Origin of the sequence: Streptococcus taoyuanensis (assembly GCF_029589235.1) — a bacterium.
GTDB classification, from domain to species: Bacteria; Bacillota; Bacilli; order Lactobacillales; family Streptococcaceae; genus Streptococcus; species Streptococcus taoyuanensis.
In genome coordinates, this window is record NZ_JARQVW010000001.1 from 356449 (window position 1) to 376848 (window position 20400).

Annotated in this window: 16 protein-coding genes; 2 read left to right on the forward strand and 14 right to left on the reverse strand. The window is 45.2% G+C overall.

The genetic code is table 11. The features are described 5' to 3' along the window. Genes P5Y91_RS01725 through miaA form a run of 3 tightly spaced genes read right to left on the reverse strand, consistent with a single transcriptional unit; the run spans position 1 to position 2741 of the window. Positions 1 to 630, reverse strand: coding sequence for a cystathionine beta-lyase (locus P5Y91_RS01725; RefSeq protein WP_277838817.1), 630 nt, complete (start codon positions 628 to 630; stop codon positions 1 to 3). After that, positions 614 to 1861, reverse strand: a complete 1248-nt coding sequence (gene hflX, locus P5Y91_RS01730; protein ID WP_031576943.1) for a GTPase HflX — start codon at positions 1859 to 1861, stop codon at positions 614 to 616. Before hflX ends, P5Y91_RS01725 begins: the two co-directional genes overlap by 17 nt. Further along, on the reverse strand, positions 1854 to 2741 hold the full coding sequence (miaA, locus tag P5Y91_RS01735) for a tRNA (adenosine(37)-N6)-dimethylallyltransferase MiaA (protein WP_155173041.1): 888 nt from the start codon (positions 2739 to 2741) through the stop codon (positions 1854 to 1856). Before miaA ends, hflX begins: the two co-directional genes overlap by 8 nt. Positions 2742 to 2824: 83 nt before the next feature. Here miaA and P5Y91_RS01740 point away from each other — a divergent pair, with 83 nt between their 5' ends. After that, positions 2825 to 2995 carry a DUF3042 family protein gene (locus P5Y91_RS01740; protein ID WP_003002781.1) on the forward strand — a complete coding sequence of 57 codons (171 nt, stop codon included), beginning with the start codon at positions 2825 to 2827 and terminating at the stop codon, positions 2993 to 2995. Between the two features lie 338 nt (positions 2996 to 3333). On the opposite strand, the gene P5Y91_RS01745 is transcribed toward P5Y91_RS01740, so the two are convergent. The 3 genes from P5Y91_RS01745 to rexB are packed head-to-tail and all read right to left on the reverse strand — an operon-like array spanning position 3334 to position 10583. Next, the gene (locus tag P5Y91_RS01745) at positions 3334 to 3651 is read right to left on the reverse strand and encodes a DUF4298 domain-containing protein (RefSeq protein WP_118228006.1); all 318 of its coding nucleotides are present in this window, start codon (positions 3649 to 3651) and stop codon (positions 3334 to 3336) included. 3 nt (positions 3652 to 3654) lie between these two features. Further along, on the reverse strand, positions 3655 to 7320 hold the full coding sequence (addA, locus tag P5Y91_RS01750; RefSeq protein ID WP_277838834.1) for a helicase-exonuclease AddAB subunit AddA: 3666 nt from the start codon (positions 7318 to 7320) through the stop codon (positions 3655 to 3657). Beyond that, positions 7317 to 10583 (reverse strand): ATP-dependent nuclease subunit B, encoded by a 3267-nt coding sequence (rexB, locus tag P5Y91_RS01755; protein WP_277838818.1) that lies wholly within the window; start codon positions 10581 to 10583, stop codon positions 7317 to 7319. The genes addA and rexB overlap by 4 nt, the downstream gene beginning before the upstream one ends. Positions 10584 to 10742: 159 nt before the next feature. On the opposite strand from rexB, the gene P5Y91_RS01760 reads away from it, so the two are divergent. After that, on the forward strand, positions 10743 to 11225 hold the full coding sequence (locus tag P5Y91_RS01760) for a glutathione peroxidase (RefSeq protein ID WP_134974078.1): 483 nt from the start codon (positions 10743 to 10745) through the stop codon (positions 11223 to 11225). Positions 11226 to 11548: 323 nt separating this feature from the next. On the opposite strand, the gene P5Y91_RS01765 is transcribed toward P5Y91_RS01760, so the two are convergent. The 8 genes from P5Y91_RS01765 to P5Y91_RS01800 form a co-directional block, all read right to left on the reverse strand. Further along, the gene (locus P5Y91_RS01765) at positions 11549 to 13417 is read right to left on the reverse strand and encodes an ABC transporter ATP-binding protein (protein ID WP_041826381.1); all 1869 of its coding nucleotides are present in this window, start codon (positions 13415 to 13417) and stop codon (positions 11549 to 11551) included. Then, positions 13407 to 15152, reverse strand: a complete 1746-nt coding sequence (locus P5Y91_RS01770) for an ABC transporter ATP-binding protein (protein ID WP_247913728.1) — start codon at positions 15150 to 15152, stop codon at positions 13407 to 13409. The genes P5Y91_RS01765 and P5Y91_RS01770 overlap by 11 nt, the downstream gene beginning before the upstream one ends. A gap of 384 nt (positions 15153 to 15536) precedes the next feature. After that, positions 15537 to 16682, reverse strand: a complete 1146-nt coding sequence (locus P5Y91_RS01775) for an FtsX-like permease family protein (protein WP_247913843.1) — start codon at positions 16680 to 16682, stop codon at positions 15537 to 15539. A 3-nt stretch (positions 16683 to 16685) separates the two neighbouring features. Beyond that, on the reverse strand, positions 16686 to 17366 hold the full coding sequence (locus P5Y91_RS01780) for an ABC transporter ATP-binding protein (protein ID WP_247913842.1): 681 nt from the start codon (positions 17364 to 17366) through the stop codon (positions 16686 to 16688). Beyond that, entirely contained in the window at positions 17363 to 17938 is a 576-nt protein-coding gene (locus P5Y91_RS01785) for a TetR/AcrR family transcriptional regulator (RefSeq protein ID WP_277838821.1), read from the reverse strand. The genes P5Y91_RS01780 and P5Y91_RS01785 overlap by 4 nt, the downstream gene beginning before the upstream one ends. Before the next feature lie 148 nt (positions 17939 to 18086). Further along, complete coding sequence (locus tag P5Y91_RS01790) at positions 18087 to 19010, reverse strand: aldo/keto reductase (RefSeq protein ID WP_049472349.1); 924 nt, start codon at positions 19008 to 19010, stop codon at positions 18087 to 18089. 111 nt (positions 19011 to 19121) lie between these two features. Next, complete coding sequence (locus P5Y91_RS01795) at positions 19122 to 19733, reverse strand: hypothetical protein (protein ID WP_277838822.1); 612 nt, start codon at positions 19731 to 19733, stop codon at positions 19122 to 19124. Continuing rightward, positions 19730 to 20359 (reverse strand): hypothetical protein, encoded by a 630-nt coding sequence (locus tag P5Y91_RS01800; RefSeq protein WP_277838823.1) that lies wholly within the window; start codon positions 20357 to 20359, stop codon positions 19730 to 19732. The genes P5Y91_RS01795 and P5Y91_RS01800 overlap by 4 nt, the downstream gene beginning before the upstream one ends. Positions 20360 to 20400 lie beyond the last annotated feature (41 nt).

Consider the following 20400-nt stretch of genomic DNA (forward strand, 5'->3'; position numbering starts at 1 on the left):
CTACTTTCTATCTATATAAATCATGGCCGTCCGGTTCTCTGAACGGAAAGAAAGGTCGCCAGGGTAGGCTTGCGCTAACTCGAGGAGCTCTTCTTGGTTATATCCTGACAGTTTCAAGCGTCCATCTTCCAAGGTCATCAAGTCAGTCAGGGCTGAGAGGGCTTCTGTTTTAGTGACCACTTCTGGTTCAGCCTCTTGCAAGCAGATCTTACCATCTTTTTCGAAGACCAAACAATGCGGAAAGATCTCTGCAATTTCGAATAAAATCGAAGAGGTGATATCCTCTGCTGGATGTTCAGCAAAGACACAGGCTAGCTCTTCATTTACGTAAGCCAAGCCATAAGACTTACCTGATAAGTTGAGGCGGATAAAAGGCTTCCGTTCATCAAAGGTTTGCTGGTCTGTGAATAAGTCAAATACCCGGCTCAAGTCCAAGAAATAATCCATGGCTTCCTTGGGGCTCTTCTTTTGGTAGAGCTCGGCGAAATAGGCGTTGATCACACTTGGGGGAGGCGTGATCACACGGAGACGCAATTCCTCAGGGATCGTGCTTAAAAGATTGGTCAGATAGACCCGATCGAGGCTGGTATAGCCTCCATATTTTATTGCTAAATCAACGTAATCCGTCATAAAATTCTTCCAACTTCCACTTATTTTTCTCTGCGATATAACCTTGAATGACCTCGACATCCTCTTCAAATTCACGCTGGTCAATGATCGCAACTGTTTCTAGATCATGTGTCCGATAAGATTTTGAAAAGGGAACGCGAATGGTAAAGGGAACAAAGAGTTCTCTCAGTTTTTCTAGAAGCAAAGCCTGGAGATCTTCACGGGCTGTCTCAGAGCGCGCTGAAATCAAGCTAAAAGGTGTCTGGGTTGGTGTAAAGTCTGCTACTTTATCTGCTTTGTTGTAAAGCGTCAAGCGAGGGATCTCCAGCATATCCAGGTCCTTCATGATCGAAAGTACCGTCTTTTCATGCTCTTCATGATTGGGGTCAGATGCATCGATGACATGGACCAGAAGGTCTACATTCTTACTTTCTTCCAAGGTCGACTTAAAGCTTGATACCAACTCTGTTGGCAGATCTTGGATAAAGCCAACCGTATCGGTCAGCGTTACTTGCAGATTGCCTGTTAGATGGATGCTCTTGGTTGTGGCGTCCAAAGTCGCAAAGAGTTCATCGGCTTCATACTGGCTCTTACTGGTCAACTGATTCATAATGGTCGACTTTCCTGCATTGGTATAGCCGATCAAACCAATCTTAAAGACAGGTGATTCCAAGCGTTTTTCACGAAGGGTTTCCCGGTTCTTTTCAACTGCCTTGAGCTGACGCTCGATATCGGTGATTTGATTGCGAACGCTCCGGCGGTTCAACTCCAACTGACTTTCCCCTGGTCCACGAGAACCAATTCCCCCAGCCTGACGGCTGAGCATGATTCCTTGACCGACAAGGCGTGGCAAGAGGTATTTGAGCTGGGCCAAGTGCACCTGCAACTTGCCTTCATGACTCCTAGCCCGCATGGCAAAGATATCTAAAATCAACTGCATCCGGTCAATGACCTTAACCCCAAGGATTTCTTCTAAGTTGACATTTTGACGGGGGGTCAGGCGGTTATTGACCACCACGGTCGTAATCTCATCTGCTTCGACCATTTGAGCGATTTCTTCTAGTTTTCCTGAGCCGACAAAGGTCTTGGTATCGTATTTCTCCCGCTTTTGTGTATAAGAGCCCCGTACATCTCCACCAGCTGTTTTAGCCAGGCTCGCCAACTCCTCCATAGACATGTCAAAATTGTCCATACCTTGAAGTTCCACACCGACCAAAAGGATGCGTTCTTGTTTTTTTTCTGTTTCAATCATGCTGTAAAAACTCCTTTACATCTGCAAGAACCTGCTCCTTGAAGTGGGGGGCAGAAATGGCGTAAAATTTTACTTCCATCCGATTTCGAAACCAGGTCAACTGCCGTTTGGCAAAGCGCCGCGTATTGCGCTTGAGGATCTCACTGGCTTCCTCAAGGCTCTGCTCTCCCTTAAAGTAAGGAAAGAGTTCCTTGTAACCAATCCCTTTAGCTGCCTGAACCTCCAGATGGTCATCATAGAGCCACCGAGCTTCATCCAGCAAGCCTTCCTCTAGCATGCGATCTACTCGGCGATTGATGCGCTCATAGATCAAGGATCGATCATCATCTAGACAGATGAGATAGGGTTCATAATCGGTCTCTTCGTTTGCGAGGTCCTGCCCAAAATGCCCAATTTCAAGAGCCCGCATGGCCCGACGGCGATTGATCTGAGGAATCACAAGTCCTTGCTCCGCTACCCTTTGGTACAAGTCTTCATCCGACAACAAATCCAATTGAGCGCGATAGGCCAGAATCTCTTCATGAGGAACTTCACCACCTAGATGATAACCTTCGAGCAGACTTTGGATGTAAAGGCCCGTCCCACCTGCAATGATAGGAAGTTTGCCTCTAGCTGTGATATCCTCAATCGCTGTCTTAGCTTCTCTTACAAAATCAAAAGCCGAGTAAGACTCGGTTACCTCCCGCACATCGATCAAATGATGAGGAGCTGCAGCTTGCTCTTCTGGTGTCGCCTTGGCCGTTCCAATATCCAGCTTGCGATAGACTTGCTGGCTATCGCCACTGATAATTTCACCATTGAGGGCTTGCGCTAAATCGATCGCAAGAGCTGTTTTCCCAACAGCAGTTGGTCCCACAATCACAATTATCTTGGTTTTCATCGTTTTTCCTTGCAAAATTCACGTTTTTTCGTTACCATATATTATAACATAAATATTTAAAGTTCAGAAAAGGAGAAATTCTCATGGCTAAAGGATTTGGTAAAGGTTTTGTTACTGGTGTTGCTGGTACAGTTGCTGCTGTCGCAGGTGCAGTTTACACATTCAAGAAGAAAGTAATCGAACCAGAAGAACAAAAAGCAGCTTTCATCGAAGAAAACCGCAAAAAAGCAGCACGTCGCCGTGTCTCACACTAATCATTCAAAAAGCTCCGGGAAACCGGAGCTTTTTTTGTATCTGTTAGTTGCTTTTACATTTTAATAAGTCAGTTGAAATATCCAATGAATTAGTCAAGTAATCCCACAATTCACTATGTCATCATTTGTATATTTTTCTTTCCGCAGTGACAAAAGTACCTGAAACAGGAGCTGTTTCAGGTACTCGGAATTATTGAGAGTAAAACAGTTCGGGGAACTGTTTTAGCCTGAGCTAAGAATTTCAAGAGCGAAGGGGCTCAATAATTAGCTATGGAACTTCGTAGAAGTTCGCTAGCGTCCGCCGTCACCTAAGGAAAGATAAAATATAAATAATGATTTCACCGTTCTTTGATCATCTTTGTTGCGATCTCCAAGAGCTCCACTCCCATCTGAAAGTGCTCGTCTAACAAATCATAGACGGCATCTTCGGACAGGACACCACAAGGAAGATCTGCTGGAAAGTCAGCTTGATTGGACAAGTCCAAATCATCAAAATAGGCCTGACTACTATAATAATCGCGCAGTTGGATATAGTTTTCTTGATGCTCTCTTAGCTGATCCACTGCTTTTTTGGTTTCTTCCAAAGTTTTGGCATAGTCATTCAAATAATCTTCCATTCTTTGGATCCGTTCGATGTTTTTCTGTGCAATTGCCATGATTTACTCCACTTTCACCACTTCTAGATGGGGGCTACCTAGAAGCACGAGGTATTTTTCTACTTGCTCTTTGCCATAAGAACGACGAAGAGCTTCTGCATAGAGATCGAGCTGATCCCGGTAGCGTTCGACCAATTGGCTAGGAACCTTGTAGTGATCCGTCTTGTAATCAAAAAGTAGGATCCGGTCTTCTAGCACCAAGTAACCATCCAGGATCCCCCGCACGACAAAGTCCTCTCCACTAGCTGGATCTTTCTTCAGCATGGCAAAGGGAGCTTCGCGACGGACTCGAGAGGCTTCTTTTTGAAGCAAGGACCCCAAAGGTGTCTCATAAAAAGCAAGGATGGCCTCTAGCTTGATGCGGGCTTTGACCGTTGGCTCTGCTTGAACTTGCTCCAAGGCTTGATGCAGCGTATCCAGCGTGATTTCTTCTCCAAGAGGCACGCGCTGCATGAGTTCATGGACAGCACTACCGACCTGGGCTCCTGTCACGGCTTTTTCTTGACCAAAAGTTGGCAGCTCAAAGTCAGGCGCAACTAGCTTTGCATCCATGATTTGGACGCCATTGGCATCCATGACCGGCTCGTAGAATTTCTTGATCTGACTAGGAGTACGGACACTTGGCAAATGAATGGCTGGAGCATAGAGCTGATTGAGGCGATCAACATTTTCCAAGATATCCAAGGCCCGACGAATATCCTCTGACTGACGGATATCCTTGAGCTGATCGAAGCGGGAATCCTTCTCCTTCTCTAGTGGCTCCAGCTGGTCTGGTGTCAGGTCTTCGTCTGTCACAAAACGCGTGTCATAGGCCAGAGTATTCTTAGCAAACACATCTTGAATAGCAAAGAGCCAGTCCTGATAAGAGGTCCATGCTTTTCGTTTCTCCGGATCCAGCTTGCCATTGCGACTGGTCCCCCAATCGGTATCACGCAATTTGTCCTCACGGCCTTTTCCAACCAGATAGAGCTTGAGCTCGGCCCGTGTCATGGCGACATAAAGAAGACGCATCTGCTCTGAAATCGTGGCCAATTTTGTTTCTTCCACGTTCCGTTGGTAGCAAGGCGTTTCGATCTGCAGGCGAATGGTTTTTGGAGCAGCTGGATTCTCTGTCTCAACCGGCAGGTTCGCAACATATTTAAGGCCAATCCCTTTTTGACGACTGAGAATAATTGGCCCCGATTGATCCTTACGGTTAAAAGCCTTGTCCATATTGAGAATAAAGACATACTTGAATTCCAGCCCCTTACTCTTATGGACGGTCATGAGCTGGACGGCATCTTTTGGAGCCGCAAGAGGTACGCTAGCCAAATCGTGTTCATTTTCGATCACCTTGTCGATCATGGCAATGAAGCGCGACAAGCCCTTAAAGCTGGCCTTCTCATAATCATTGGCCCGAAGCGTCAAGGCATAGAGATTGGCCTGGCGCTGGGCCCCATTTGGAAGGGCGCCGACATAGTCATAGTAATAGCGATCCTCATAGATTTTCCACAGCAAATCATAGAGCGAATGGGTCTTGGCAGCAGCTCTCCAAGTAGATAAAACCTTGAGGAAGTTCTCGATTTTAGCTGAGAGCTTGGCATCAATCAGATTTGCATGCTCTGCAGTCTTTTCAAGGGCTAACTGGACCTTGTGGTAGAAGGCCACTTGCTTTTGCTCTGGAAGCGTCTGCAAGGAAATCCGTGCCAGCTCATCTTCATCAAAGTCAAACATGGGGGATTTCATGAGAGCAACCAAGGGATAATCATGCAAGGGATTGTTAATGGTCCGCAAGGTATCCAACATGACCATCACTTCCAGTGACTCAAGATAATGCGCCTGTCCGCTATCTGCCACAAGAGGAATATGGTACTGGTCAAAGGCTTCCAGAATCGCATCATTTCGCGTTCGAGTCGCCGTTAAGAGCGTGATCTCTTTAAAGGGCACTTTTTCCACCCGATGGAGGCGTAAAATTTCTTTGATAACTAGAAGAATTTCTCCCTTGGAAACCGTCTCGAGTCCAGAAGCAGCTTCCTCGTCTTCTGTCTTTTCTTCCTGGTCTTGGCTGCCATCATAGAGCAAAAATTCTGCCCGATGTTGTGGTAAGGCCATCCGCTGCTTGTCACTACCTGCGACTAGATAGTGGGTTTGATTGTAGTCAATCTCTCCTACCTCTTCGTCCATCAAATGGCGAAAGACATCATTGGTCGCGTCCAATACCTCCACATGACTCCGGAAATTTTCCTTGAGGAGGATCAACCGCCCTTTCGCCCCTTCTTCTTGGTAGGCCTTAAATTTATCATTGAAAATCTGTGGATCTGCCTGACGGAAGCGATAAATGGATTGCTTGATATCTCCCACCATGAAGCGATTATGGCCATTTGACAGTAAATCCAACATCCGCTCTTGAGTGTGGTTGGTATCCTGGTACTCATCGACCATGATCTCATGATAGCGCTCTTGATAGGCTTGTCTCACCTCTGGGAATTGCTCTAAAATTTGAATGGCAAAATGACTGATATCCCCAAATTCATAAGCTTTTTCTTGGATTTTTCGCTCCAGATAAGCGCGAGCAAAGTCTCTGATAAAGTTCCGGAGCAAGGAGAGCATGGGGCCTTCTTCTTGGTGGAAGGATTGTTGAAATTCCAGCTGATAGAGCTGATTTTCCAAGTCTCTGAGGCGATTGATATGTATGGTTTTATCCTGGTTATAGGCTGTGACTAGGTCTTTTAGCTCTTCCTTACGGGCTCTATTGGTCAAGGCTCCCCCATTTGATGCCCGACTAATCGCCACGACTGCCTTTAGGACCGAAGTCAGTTGTTCTTTATTGGTGTGACCTGTCAGGATTCCAATCTGATCGAGCACCTCTTCTACAGCTTCCAAATATTTGGCCTTACCAAATGCTTGGCCCTCATTGGACAAATGAAAGGCAAAAAAGCTTTCTGCCTCATAAAGGGCCTGCTGGATGTTCTCCATCAGATCGCCTTCAACCTTTTCAAAATCAGTCTCCTCATAGCCTTTTAGGAAATGCTCTTCCAGCCATTTCTCCGGATCACTGGTCGACTGAAGAAAATCATAGATCTGGTAAACCTGTTCTTTAAACAAGGTCAAATTTTTGCGCTGGCCGGTGAAATTCTTGACCATCTGCACAAAGGCTTCTTGGTTTTCCCCCTGGTAATAGCGGTCAAAAACAGTTTGAAAAACTTCATTTTGTAAGAGGCGTTGCTCACTGGCGTTTTGTAAAATGCGAAACTGAGGCGCCAACCCAAGCAAATAGCCATAGCGCGTTAGGACCTTTTGGGTAAAAGAGTCCATGGTTCCGATATCGCTGGTGGCGACATCTGCGATTTGACGGGCCAGGTGTTGCTTGAGCTCTGGATCATCACTCGCTTGCAGGGCTTTCCCAAGTTCACTTTCCAAACGCTCCTTGAGCTCTCCTGCTGCCTTGACCGTAAAGGTCGAGATAAAGAGCTCCTTAATCGAAATGCCACGCTGCATCTGATCCAGTATCCGCTGCACCATGACAAAGGTCTTTCCTGATCCAGCAGAGGCCGACACCAGGATATTGGTACCCGAACTATAGATGGCATCGATCTGTTCTGGTGTCCGCTTTTGCTCTTTGGTAGAAGCTGCCTCTTGGACCTGGAGGGCCTTGATTTCTTCTCTTGTCAAAAATGCTTGTTTGATCATTTGTTCAAGACCTCCTTCATCTTCTCGATCCAAGCGGCTTTCACCTTTTCACCGCGTATTCCTTTTTGGTCTAGTTTGGTCAAGAACCGTGCCTGACCTAGGTGACGATCGGCTTCAAATCCTGTAATGGATTTAAACTGCTCCACAAATGGTGCGATATTGCGCCCATTTTCACTATAGGGATTGATGGCAAATTGCCCCTTGAGAATCCCTTCTGCTGCTGTTTTATAGAGATAAGCGTTGTACAAGAGGAGCAAGTCCAGCTCTTCCTTACTCAGCATCATGGCCTTGTTTTTGTCATAGGCCTCGCCCAGATAAGGCGCCTGATCTGCCATAAAGAGCCCCTTGTACTGTTGACTTTTCATGGTTTGGTTGATGGCATCCTCTACTGTCTTGGTCTTTTTCAGATCCACTACAGGATCTCCCATTTCCAAATACATGGCCCCGAAAATCCCCTGCTCTTCTTGGTATTCCTTCAGATCCTGGATGGCAGAAAGATAGGTCGGCAATTGAGAATTCAGGCCATTAAAGAACTTGTCATAGTGGAACTGCGTCAGACTGGACTTGTAGTCCACGACTCCGAGGGCTCCCCGATCCCTCAATTGATCAATGCGGTCCACCTTGCCTCGTAGCTGCAGAAGACGGCCATCGGACAATGGATAAGAGGTGTGGGTGCTCCCTCCAAAGAGGGTCTCTTCACCAATGGTCTCGATGCCATTTTGCTGGGCGAGGACCCGTCCGGTTGTTTTCGCGGTATCAAGAAGCAACTGACGAATAAACTCGGTCTCTCCACTTTCAGCATACAATTGCTGGAACTCTGCTTCCTGGCTGGTTTCTCGAATCGCCTCGTTTAAACGCCGATCAAACGCTTGATCGGAGCTATCTTTTAAGACTTTTTCAAAGATCCGGTGCAGGAAATTCCCATGACTGCGAGCATCTGGCCGGATGGTTTCGTCTTCTTGTAAGCCCAAGACATAGCGCAGATAAAAGGCATACTGGTGCTTGTAGTATTCATTCAAGGCAGAAGCGGATAAGGTCAATGCTTTGCCCTCTGGATAGAGCGCTTGAAGCGTATCCGACTGAAGCTGACGGCTCTTTAATTCCGTTGAAATTTGAGGAATCTGGATGCCTTCAGTGGCTAATTTCTTGCGTAAGACCCGTACCGCCACACCCCAAAAGCTGGCTTCTTCAGGAGACAACTCACTCGTAATTTCTTCTTGATGGAGCTCGATCACGCGCGCTAAAAGGGCTCGGTAGGTCCCGATATCATCACTCGAAGCTTGGGCTTGTTTGGTCGTCCACTCGATGGCAATAGGCTCCTTGGCCAATTCGACAAGGTAAGGAGAGACACTATCTTCCATTTCATTGACCAAGCTAGGAGCCGATAGAACCAGTTGGTTGGTCGCCGCATTGAGGAGCGAAACTGCCACAAAGCGATTCTTCTTGAGATTTTCGCTGGTCACCACCTGGAGCTCTGCTCCTTCTTGGGTGGCCTCATTGAGCTGCTGGCGCTCTTCTTCACTGAGTAGAGAGGTGTTCTGAGCGATCTTTGGAAAACGCTCCTGGGTCAGCCCGATCGCGTAGACGTAAGGCGCTGTCAAGGGTTCAATCAAGTCATAGGACTGAACCGTGACTACATCGACCGTAGCAGGAATTGTCCGGTATTGAGACAATTGCATCCCCGATAAGAGGAGGGCCAAAAAGTCATCCACTGTCAGCTCTTGGTCCTCAAAGACCAGGTTCAACTCTTCTAAGACATGAAGGAAGGCCTTCCAGACTTGATCATAGCGCTCCTGCTCCTCCAAGGATAGATCCTTGATCAAAGCTTGTAGGTTCTGAGAAAGCTGAGCCTCTTGCAGAAACTCTGTAAAGGCGGTTAAGAGATGGGTCACCTTTTGTTTGCGCTGTGAAAAGAAAGGGACTAGAGGTTCTACGACGCGTTCTCGGAGAGTATTGAGCTCTTCCAAATTAAACTTGCCCTGACGATTGCTGGTAAAAGGCTTGTGAAATTTTGTAGCACCCTTTACTTCTGCAAAGCGAAGGTATTGCTCAAAAGCATCGACTTCCTCTTGCGTCAGATCACTATACAGACCCGTTTTCAACAGATTGATAACGTCTTCTGTCTGGTAATTGAACTGCTTGATCCGCCCTAGCGATTCAACGACCTGAATCAAGGGATGGTGGACCATGGCTTCACTTCGTCCCAAGTAAAAGGGAATCTGATACTGGTCAAAAATGGTCTTGAGTTGCAGTTGATAAGCTTCTACATCGCCTAGCAAGACCCGAATATCCCGATAGCGGGCCCCATCATGAAGACGCTGACGGATCGATTTAGCGACAAATTCCAACTCTTCCTTTTGCGTATTGGTTTGCCAGAGTTGAACCGCTGTTCGGTCGTGCTCCTTGAGCTCATTTTCAACTTGTGAAAAATCGTAGCGCGCTTCTAGCATGCGGGTAATGCGACTAAAGGAATCTTCAATCGCTTGCCCACAATACTGAGGCTGTACCTCAAAAGTCTTAGCCAGCTGAAGGAGAAAGTCAACACTAGCCTGGTAAAGATTGCCCTCTCTAAAGCTTGCTCGATAGGCTTTTTCACTGGCATAGACCCCGATGACAATCTCCACTCCTTTTCGGTGAAGGAGACTAATCAAAGCCTCTTCTTCCGCAGAAAAACGCGTGAAGCCATCGACGACGATCGCTACATCCTGTAATTGCTCTTCCAGCCGTCCTTCTTCGACCTGATTGAGGAAAAAGGCCATCTTGGACTGGGATTCATACCGGTGCTGGACCAGCATCTCAGAGACTGCTTCAAAAATCGCCAAGAGGTCCTCTCTTTTTTCAGCTTCCTCGAGCAACTCCAAATCTGTAAAATCCATCTGGGCTGTCTGCAATTCATGATAGAGCTGGACCAGTTGCTGGATAAACTGAGGATCCTTACGCAGGGCCCCGTAAACTTTAAGATCCTGCTCCTTCATGTGGGAAAGAGCTTTAAAAAATAACATGCCGAGACCGATATCATCTAAGGGTTGCTCCTCAAAAACCTGATTCAGGATGAAATAACGAGCCATTTGGGCAAAGCGCGTGACAGTAATGGCAAAAGAAGCCTGACCTTCTAAATAGGACAAGACCTTGGCTTCTTTTTCAAAGGAAAGAGAGTTGGGCGCAATGTAAAACACACGCTTGCCCTTTTCTACTAACCCTACGGCTTCTTGTGTCAGGACCTGGGTCAAGGGGGTCCGAACATCCGTATAGAGTAATTTCATCCGATACGTTCTCCTTTTGGCATTTTCTTGAGAGCTTGTTATCTCCTTATTATATCATTTTCACAAGAGGGACTAAAGCAAGAAGTCATGCTCCTCTTGGCCCAATATTAGGAGATTTATGCTACAATAAAAGTTGAAGAGACAGAAAGGATACCACCTATGACCAGCATTTATGATTTTTCTTTAGAAAACCAGAATGGGGAGGAGATTCCCCTTTCTCACTACCAAGGTAAGGTCCTCATCGTGGTCAATACAGCAACAGGCTGTGGCTTGACCCCGCAATACCATGGACTGCAAGATCTATACCTGCGCTACCAGAAAAAGGGGCTTGAAATCCTAGACATCCCCTGTAACCAATTCATGGGGCAGGCACCAGGAACGGCAGAAGAAATCAATAGCTTCTGTAGCCTCAACTACCAGACCACCTTCCCACGATTCGCTAAAGCCAAAGTCAATGGTAAAGAAGCCCTTCCTCTCTATGACTGGCTCAAAAACCAAGCAGCCGGGCCACTAGGCAAACGCATCGAATGGAACTTCGCAAAATTTGTCATCGACCGACAAGGCCAAGTCGCCCAACGCTTCTCCTCCAAAACAGAACCAGCTGCCATGGAAGACTTGATCCAAGAATTACTTGAGAAATAAGCAAAAAGCCTGAAAGTGTAGTCAGGATTTTGATGAATGGCTATTTATTTTCGAGACTTTCCGCTGTGAGAAAAGTGCCTGAAACAATAACGTTTCAGGTACTCAGGAATTTTGAGAGTAAAACAGTTTGGGAAACTGTTTTAGCCTGAGCCCAGAAATTAAAGAGCGAAGGGGCTCAATAATTAGTCATGGAACTTCCTGGATTGCTGAAATCATCCACTGGATAATTTCACCTAACGTCCGTACTCACCTAAGGAAAGTTTCTAAGAAGTCATTATCCATAAGCCAAAAAAGCCTGAGCTAACGCTCAAGCTTTTTTATTATTAATCAATTTCAAGTCCACCGGTGTACAGGCGGTAATAGGTGCCACGTTCTGCCATCAAGGAAGCATGGTTGCCTCGTTCGATGATGCGTCCGTGGTCCATCACCATGATGACATCGGAATTGACAATCGTCGATAGACGGTGGGCGATAACAAAGACAGTCCGACCTTCCATCAAGCGGTCCATCCCTTCTTGCACCATCTTCTCTGTCCGTGAGTCGATCGAAGACGTCGCTTCGTCCAGAATCAAGACTGGCGCATTGGCAAGGGCTGCACGGGCAATGGCGATCAATTGTCGTTGACCATTTGATAGGCCAGCCCCATCATCCGTCAAGACTGTCTCATAGCCCTGATCCAAGTGCTTCACAAAGGAATCCACATTGGCAATCCGAGCTGCTTCAAGGATTTCTTCCCGTGTTGCATCAGCACGGCCATAAGCGATGTTTTCTGCAATCGTACCAGTGAATAAGTGGGTATCTTGAAGAACGATTCCAAGGGAACGACGAAGAGAATCTTTCTCGATCAATTTAATATCGATTCCATCATAGGTGATCATTCCTGACTGGATGTCATAGAAGCGGTTGATCAAGTTGGTGATGGTTGTCTTTCCTGCACCAGTCGCTCCGACAAAGGCCACTTTTTGACCCTTATCTGCATAGAGATTGATGCCATGAAGAATTTGTTTCTTCCCATCATAAGAGAAATCAACATTATCAAAGACCACATTTCCGACCATCTTGACAAGCTGGTAATCTCCATTTGGACGAGGGTGTTTCCAGGCCCACTTGTTGGTTTTCTGATCAGTTTCGACCATTTCTCCATCGACCAGTTCATAATTGACCAGCGTCACTTTTCCTTGGTCGACTTCTTCTTCTTCGTCCAAAAGATCAAAGACACGATCTCCACCAGCCAAGGCCATCAGGACAAAGTTCAATTGTTGAGAGACCTGAGCAATGGGACCTGTGAAGGAACGGTTCAATTGCAAGAAGGCCATGAGTCCACCAATGGTTAAACCACCGACGCCGTTTAGCGCAAAGAGTCCACCGATCAAGGCTGTTAGAACAAAGGAAACATTTCCCAAGTTCCCAAGAATCGGCATGAGGACATTGGCATAGCGGTTGGCTTGGTAAGAGGATTCAAAGAGTTGATCATTGATCCGATCAAAATCCTCAATGCTTTCTCTTTCATGCACAAAGGCCTTAACCACTTTTTGACCAGACATCATTTCTTCAATAAAGCCGTTCTCAATCCCCAAGTTCTTTTGTTGGGCCCCGAAGTAACGACCTGACTTGCCAGAAACATCCTTGATGATAAAGACCATGACGATGACCATGAAAAGAACAATCAAGAACAAGAGTGGACTAACCGTCAGCATAGTAATCGTTACCCCAAGGATGGTAATCGCTGAGGATAAGAGTTGCGGAATGGATTGTTCAATCGCTTGGCGAAGGGCATCAATATCATTGGTATAGATAGACATGATGTCCCCGTGTTGGTGGGTATCAAAGTAACGAACGGGCAGTTTTTGCATGCGAGCAAACAACTGATTTCGAAGACTTCTAAGTGAGTCTTGTGAAACGGTCGCCATGATCAAGGTAAAGCCATAGTTGGCAAGTACCCCGATCAAACAGATCAAACCAACCCGTGTCAAGAAGGACAAGAGCGGTCCGAAATCATGGCTGTTTGACGTTAACATGGGCTCCACATAGACGTCGACCAAGGACTGAATCGAAGCTGTTACATTGACCGTCGCAAGAGACGATAGAATGATTAAGATAAAGGAAACAATCAAGGATACCTTGTAGTTTTTCCAAAGGAAGTCGAGCAGGCGAAGGATAGAGCCTAGATTTGCTTTTTTCTTAGTTTTCATCTGCTTCTCCTTTCCCTTGTGTTTGCATTTCATATACTTCTTGGTAGATGGCATTGGTCGCAAGCAATTCCTCGTGACGACCGATCGCATCGATTTGGCCATCATTCATCACGATGATGCGATCTGCATCTTGAATAGAGGAAATCCGTTGACCAATGATGATTTTGGTAGTCTCTTTCAAGCTGGTTGCCAATCCTTGACGGATCAAACTATCTGTCTTGGTGTCGACCGCTGAAGTCGAATCATCCAAGATCAAGATCTTCGGATTCATGAGAAGAGCACGCGCAATACAGAGACGCTGGCGTTGCCCACCAGAGACGTTGGATCCCCCACGTTCAATCATGGTGTCATAACCCTCTTTGAAATCTTGAATAAATTCATCGGCTTGCGCAATTTTACAAGCTGCGATGATCTCTTCATCTGTCGCATCCTTATTTCCCCAGCGCATATTTTCTTTAATCGTACCAGAGAAAAGGACATTGGTCTGAAGAACCATGGCCACTTGCTTACGAAGGGAATCAAGATCGTATTCTTTGACATCGTGGCCTGCTACTGTCACCCGACCAGACTCGACATCATAGAGACGAGGAATCAACTGAACCAAGCTTGATTTCCCTGATCCTGTTCCTCCCAAGATACCAATTACTTCCCCTGAACGAATGGAAAGATTAATCCCTTGTAAGACATGGGTCTTGTCGCCATTTTCATCGGTATAAGCAAAGGTCACATCCTCAAAGTTGATCGAACCATCAGCGACATCTTTGATCCCATTTTCTGGAGAGTCAATCGTCGTTTTGGTCGTCAAGACTTCATTGATCCGCTCGACAGAGGCCATGGAAATCGACAACATGACAAAGATCATCATAAACATCATGAGCGACATGAGAATGGTCATGGTGTAGCTAAACATAGAAGTCAGATTCCCAGTGGAGAGTTGGCCACCAACGATCAGATGAGCCCCAATCCAAGAGATCAAAAGGAAAGAAGCATACATGGAAAGCATCATAGCTGGGCTACTCAAGACAACGACACGGATAGCCTTCATAAACATGTTATAAATCCGGCGTGAAGCTTTTTTGAATTTAACGGTTTCATCTGCTTCCTTAACGTAGGACTTCACCACTCGCATATTGGTGATGTTTTCTTGAATGCTGTTGTTGAGATTGTCATAAGCTTCAAATACTTCTGTGAAGAGCGGATACACAATCTTCATGATGATGCTTAAGACAGCTGCCAAAAAGATGGTCACATAGACAAAGATCATGGCCATTTCCGCATTGATCAAGAAACAAGCCACAATGGCAAAGATCAAATTGAGCGGTGCCCGTACACAGATCCGGATCACCATTTGATAGGCATTTTGCACATTGGTCACGTCCGTCATCATCCGAGTGACTAACCCACCTGATGAGAACTGATCAATATTCTCAAATGAGAAGGTTTGAACCTTTTTGAAAATGGCCCGACGAAGGTTTTTAGCAAAACCAGCCGATGCATAGGCGCCATAACGGGCAGACTGCATCCCACAAAAGAGGGAGCAAAAGGCACAGACCAGCATGAGCCCACCGTAAAACAAAATATTGTTCATGTTTCTTTGTTGAACACCTTGGTCCAAAAGACTCGCCATGACAAAGGGAATCGAAATCTCAAACATGACTTCAAAGACCATGAACAAGGAAGCCAAAATCGAGGGCTTCTTGAATTCCTTGATCTCGGAAATTAAGGATCGAATCATTATTACCTCCAATGTTATTCATACTTTTTCCGCGGTAGAAGCAAAGCTTCTTTCCATCGAAAATAGGTCAAAACACACAAAATTCCCTGAGGGAAAGACCCTAGGGATTACGCATTTTTTATAGTCTTCATTGTAACCTAAATTGCAAAAAAATGCAAGATTTTTAGACAGCATCCGTTTTTCTGTTTATCTAGTACAAAAGAGGCTGGGACAAAAGTCCTAGCCTCTCAATTGTTTTTGGATTGTCGAGCAAGACGCAGTGGCTGAGTGGGCTCTACTACGCTGATTTCATCAGCTTTTACAGCCCTACTCAACTGTGCGGAGGTGGGACGACGAAATCGAATTCTAACAAATTACCAATTTCTGTCCCACTCTCTTTTCTATTTATTCTGCTAAGAGCACTTCTTTGATGGTTTGTTTTTGGAGTTTTCTGCTGGATAGATAAAAGAGACTTTCATAAACCACAGCAAAGCCAATCAAGGTCCAAAAGCACACATTCCCATCAAAGTGATGCTCAATCTTTTCAGGAACCGTATCTTTGATCACACCGATCAAAATTTCCATGATACCGTATTGGTAAACCGTCCCAAGAACAAATCCTAGATAAGCCCAGAAACGATAGGGAGCGAGAATATGACTTTGGCATTCACGATCGGTGTAGCCAAAAGCCTTCATAAGAGCCAATGTTTCACGACTTTCTGAGACGACAATCCCCAATGACAAAAAGAGAATCGAGAAAGAAAGGATCAAGCCAATCATGATCATCATGGTTTGGATGATGTCATCTGTGTAATCCCTGAGGCCAAAAGACAATTGAACCATGGCCGCAAAACACATGGAGCCAAAGACCACAAAAAACAAGATCGATTTTCTCCCCCAAATCAGTGATGAGGACAGCTCTTTTAAGAAGCCTTTCTCTTTCTTAGGAGCCCGCTTACTCCTTTTGACCTTGATCGGACTTGGGGACTTTTTCAATAATCGAAGAGCCGGAGTTTGAAGTTGTCTTCTAGCATAACCAATCGCGAGAAGCATAAAAAATGCTGTTGGAAGAATCACCAAAGCAAGCAAGAGCTGCCAGTGAAAATGAATGGTGATTTCTGGCAGAATCCCCTTTTCATTGCGGAAGTCATAAAAATGTCCCATCATGAGAAATGAAGCGAAATAGCCAAGAAACGCTCCAGCTCCAAAACTGAGTCCAAAGGCCCAAAATCGTTTAGCCAACTGGCCATTACTGTAGCCCAAAGCCTTTAAAATTCCTAATTGTTCCTTGTGGTCATCGACAAATTGTTTGATATAAAAACACATGAGAAGGACCGACGTCAAAGACAAGACGACTCCACTGACCATGGCCACCATCCAGGAAAGCGAAACCTGGGCATCATAGTAGGTCTGAATCATGGGATTGGTTTTCGAAATCTCCAACTGCTCGATATCCAGGTAAAAATTCAAGAAGAGATTGGCCACAAAGACCGCACAAGCCCCAATGATACTGACGACAACTAATTTTCGAATATCTTTTACTGAAAACATAGCTTACCATCCAATCTCATAGGCAGTCTGAGGTTGATCATTGGTCACAACTTCGGTAATCTTGCCACTATTGACACGAATGATGGTTTTAGCCATATCCGCAATATTTTGGTTGTGCGTCACCATGATGAGGGTAAAGCACAATTTTTCCTTTAATTTCCAGATATAGTCGAGAATCTTGCGCCCTGTTTCTTCATCGAGAGCTCCCGTCGGCTCATCTAAGAAGAGAATCTCTGGCTTTTTGGCCAAGGCCCGAGCAATGGAGACTCTCTGCTGTTCCCCACCAGACAATTCACTCGGATACTTGTCCAGCTTATCGCCAAGCCCCAAATCCTCGATGATCTGCAAAAAATCATGATTGTTTGCCAGGTCAGCACCCATCTTTACATTCTGTCTGACCGTCAGATTCGGCAATAGATAATACTGCTGGAAAATAAAAGCAATCTTCTCACGTCGAAAGGCTGTCAATTGAGCATCCGTGAGTTGCGATAAATCCTGCCCTTGAATGAGAATATGCCCCTCGTCTACCTTTTCTAATCCGGATAATACATTTAAGAGAGTTGACTTGCCCGATCCAGAAGGACCAAGGATAACCACATCATCCTGGTCTTGAATCTGCAAATCAATCCCCTTTAAAACCTTGGTTTGGCCGTAACTTTTGTGCACATTTTCTAGTTGAATCATTTCTTTCCTACCATTTCTTTGATGAGAGATTGACAAACCTCTGTCAGTAATCCAATCACTTCTTCCATGCTGAACTGGTAAATACCAGAAGCAACCATAGAGGCCATCCCGTGTGAGTAGATAAATAGATGCTGGTACAAGCGACCAGCCTCCTCTACAGTCAAAGGATAGTCTGCAACGATCGAATCCAGAACCAATTGGTAACTATGATCCTTCATGGGAAGAAAATCTTGAAAGCGACGAATCGGCTCTTTGCTAGGATTTTGGAAAAGCAACTGAAAAAGTTGGGGCTCTTTTGAGGCGAAAAGGATATAAGCAACCCCGACAGATCGAAAAGGTTTCTCATCTTCTAAGGCCTTGCGAATATACTCTACCACCACCATCTCCGCACCACCAATAACCTCTGCTTGTAACTCAGACATATTAGCAAATTGCCCAAAAATGACTCTCGGTGTGGCTCCCAGTTTCTCCGCTAATGCTCGAGCCGTTAAACTAACCATGCCCTCTTCTCTCACCAATTGTAAAGCTGTCCCAATCATAGCCTCTTTACTGAATTTAACCTTTGGTGGCATAAGACTCCTTTCACGCAACATTTGTTGCGCAACACTTGTTGCATAAAGAATACCATAAAAAAGAAAGACTTGTCAAGAAAAATCTGAAAACAACAAAACAAAAAACCAGACCACCGATAAGAGTGAAATCTGGTTTACTAACAAGATTCTAAGGCAAATCATTTCCCGCCGCCAAGTAGATTTGATACCATTCCTTGCGCGTCAAAGTGACTGTTGCTGCCTCCCCTGCTTCTAGGACATGTTGGAGCTTGGTCGTTCCGATGACAGCCTGCATCTTACCTGGATAGCGAAGGACCCAGGCAAGGGCGATAGCTGTCGGAGTGACCTGGTATTTTTTCGCCAAGTCATTGAGGACGTGATTGAGGGCCGCAAACTCTTCTTCGCCGACAAAATTCCCCTTGAAGTAGCCATGCTGGAGGACAGACCAAGCTTGAATCACCGTATCGGTTAAGCGACAATACTCAAAGACACTGCCATCTCGCACGGCTGCTTTTGGCCCTTCCATATTGACATGAAAACCAGCTTCAAAGCTCGGTGTAAAGGCTGCACTCAACTGCAACTGGTTGACCTTGAGAGGTTGTTTGACAGCCGTCTTAAGCAATTCCATCATCATAGGATTTTGATTGGACACCCCAAAATGACGGACCTTGCCCGCTTGCTCCAAGTGATCAAAAGCTGCCGCCACTTCTTCAGGCTCCATGAGGGCATCCGGTCGGTGAAGGAGAAGACTATCTAAGCGCTCAATCTGGAGACGCTCAAGAATACCGTCGACGGAGTCCAAAATATAGTCCTTAGAAAAATCAAAATAGGTAAAGCCGTCTTTGCGAATCCCACACTTGGACTGAATCCACATCTGGTCCCGAAGATCCGGACGACGCTTGAGAAGCTTACCCAGCAGGACCTCACACTGGCCATCGCCATAGATATCCGCTAAGTCAAAAGTGTTGATCCCAATCGACAAAGCTGCCTCTACCAAGGCCTCCACCTCGTCTTCACTCATCTGACTGATCCGCATCATCCCAAGGACAATCGTGGACAGACGCTCATTTTCAGCAAACTCAATATAGTTCATGTCCGCCTCCTTTTCTGTAGTTCTATTGTAGTGAAAAGGCTTGCAAAAGTCAATTTGCAAGAAAAAAGCCCTCAGCAATAACTGAGGGCTCTCAGGTTGAAGTAGAATTCCTTATTCGTCCTCGTCATCCAACTCCACTTCACCGTGGATTTTGATGTATTCTTCACGTTTTCGATCTAATTCTTCCCAGAGTGGCTCACCAACAGCTTTCATTACTACTACCTCTCCCAAGCTAATGTCAACTGCTTCATCGTAGGTCAAATGCAACAGATCTGCATGTTTCGTTTTGAATTCTTTAACACTCAGCCATGTTTCCTTATCATCTTCGCTGATGTGACCGTCAATGGCAGATGCTATCTCAATGGTCATGATATAAAGCGCTCGCTTATCAACCGTTAGAATGTCCTTATGAGTCGTGATGATTCTTAGACAGTCTCCTGTTTCTAGTCCATCACTTTCATAGGAATCTTCAAAATCCAGTATTAGATACTCATATTTAAATGAACTCCATGGGTTATTTTCTTTTTTAAAATCTGCCATTCCCCAACGCTCATCATTTGAAGAAAATTTATCCAAACTAACACTAAAATAGAAGTCATCATCACGTGCATAAGAAAAACCAACCTGCACTCCCTTACGTTCCTTGAACCACATTTTCCAAGGATATTCCATACAGGCTTGATAAATACTAGTTTCGTAGTTGCCTTTAAGATATAGTCTCACTCGTCGTCTTCCTCATCGTCATATACACGTTCGCCATGGATTTTGATGTATTCCTCACGTTTTCTATCCAATTCTTCCCAGATAGGATCGTCAGCAACATCAATCGTCTGAATTTCCTCCAGACTCATTTCGTTTGCTTCATCAAAGGTCAGAGATAAGATATCTTGGTGCTTTTCCTTAAACTCATCGATTCTTAGCCATGTTTTCTTATCATCTTCACTAATTTGCCCATCAATCGCAGTCGCAATTTCGAGTGCCATAATATACATAGCTCGTTTATCAACTGTTAGTACATCCAGGTAATTCGAAGCGATCCTTAGATATTCACCCTTTTCTCTACCGTCGCTTTCATAACTTCCTTCATAATCCAAATCAATATTTTCATATTTTTGAGAATTGATTGCACTGCCACCTTTAACCTTGACATCTTTCCAACGAGAACCACTTGCTCCCCACTTATCTAACCGTAAAGATAGATAGAAGTCATTTTGTAGCATCTCATCATCTCCGACATTTGAGAAACTTATTTCTTGACCATTTCTTTCTTTAAACCACATTTTCCAAACAAGCTCTCTTGTCGTAAAGGTAATTTTTTTCTGAAAATTACTTTTGATATATAGTCTCACTCGTCCTTTTCTCTATTCTCTTTATTCCCATCCATCATATC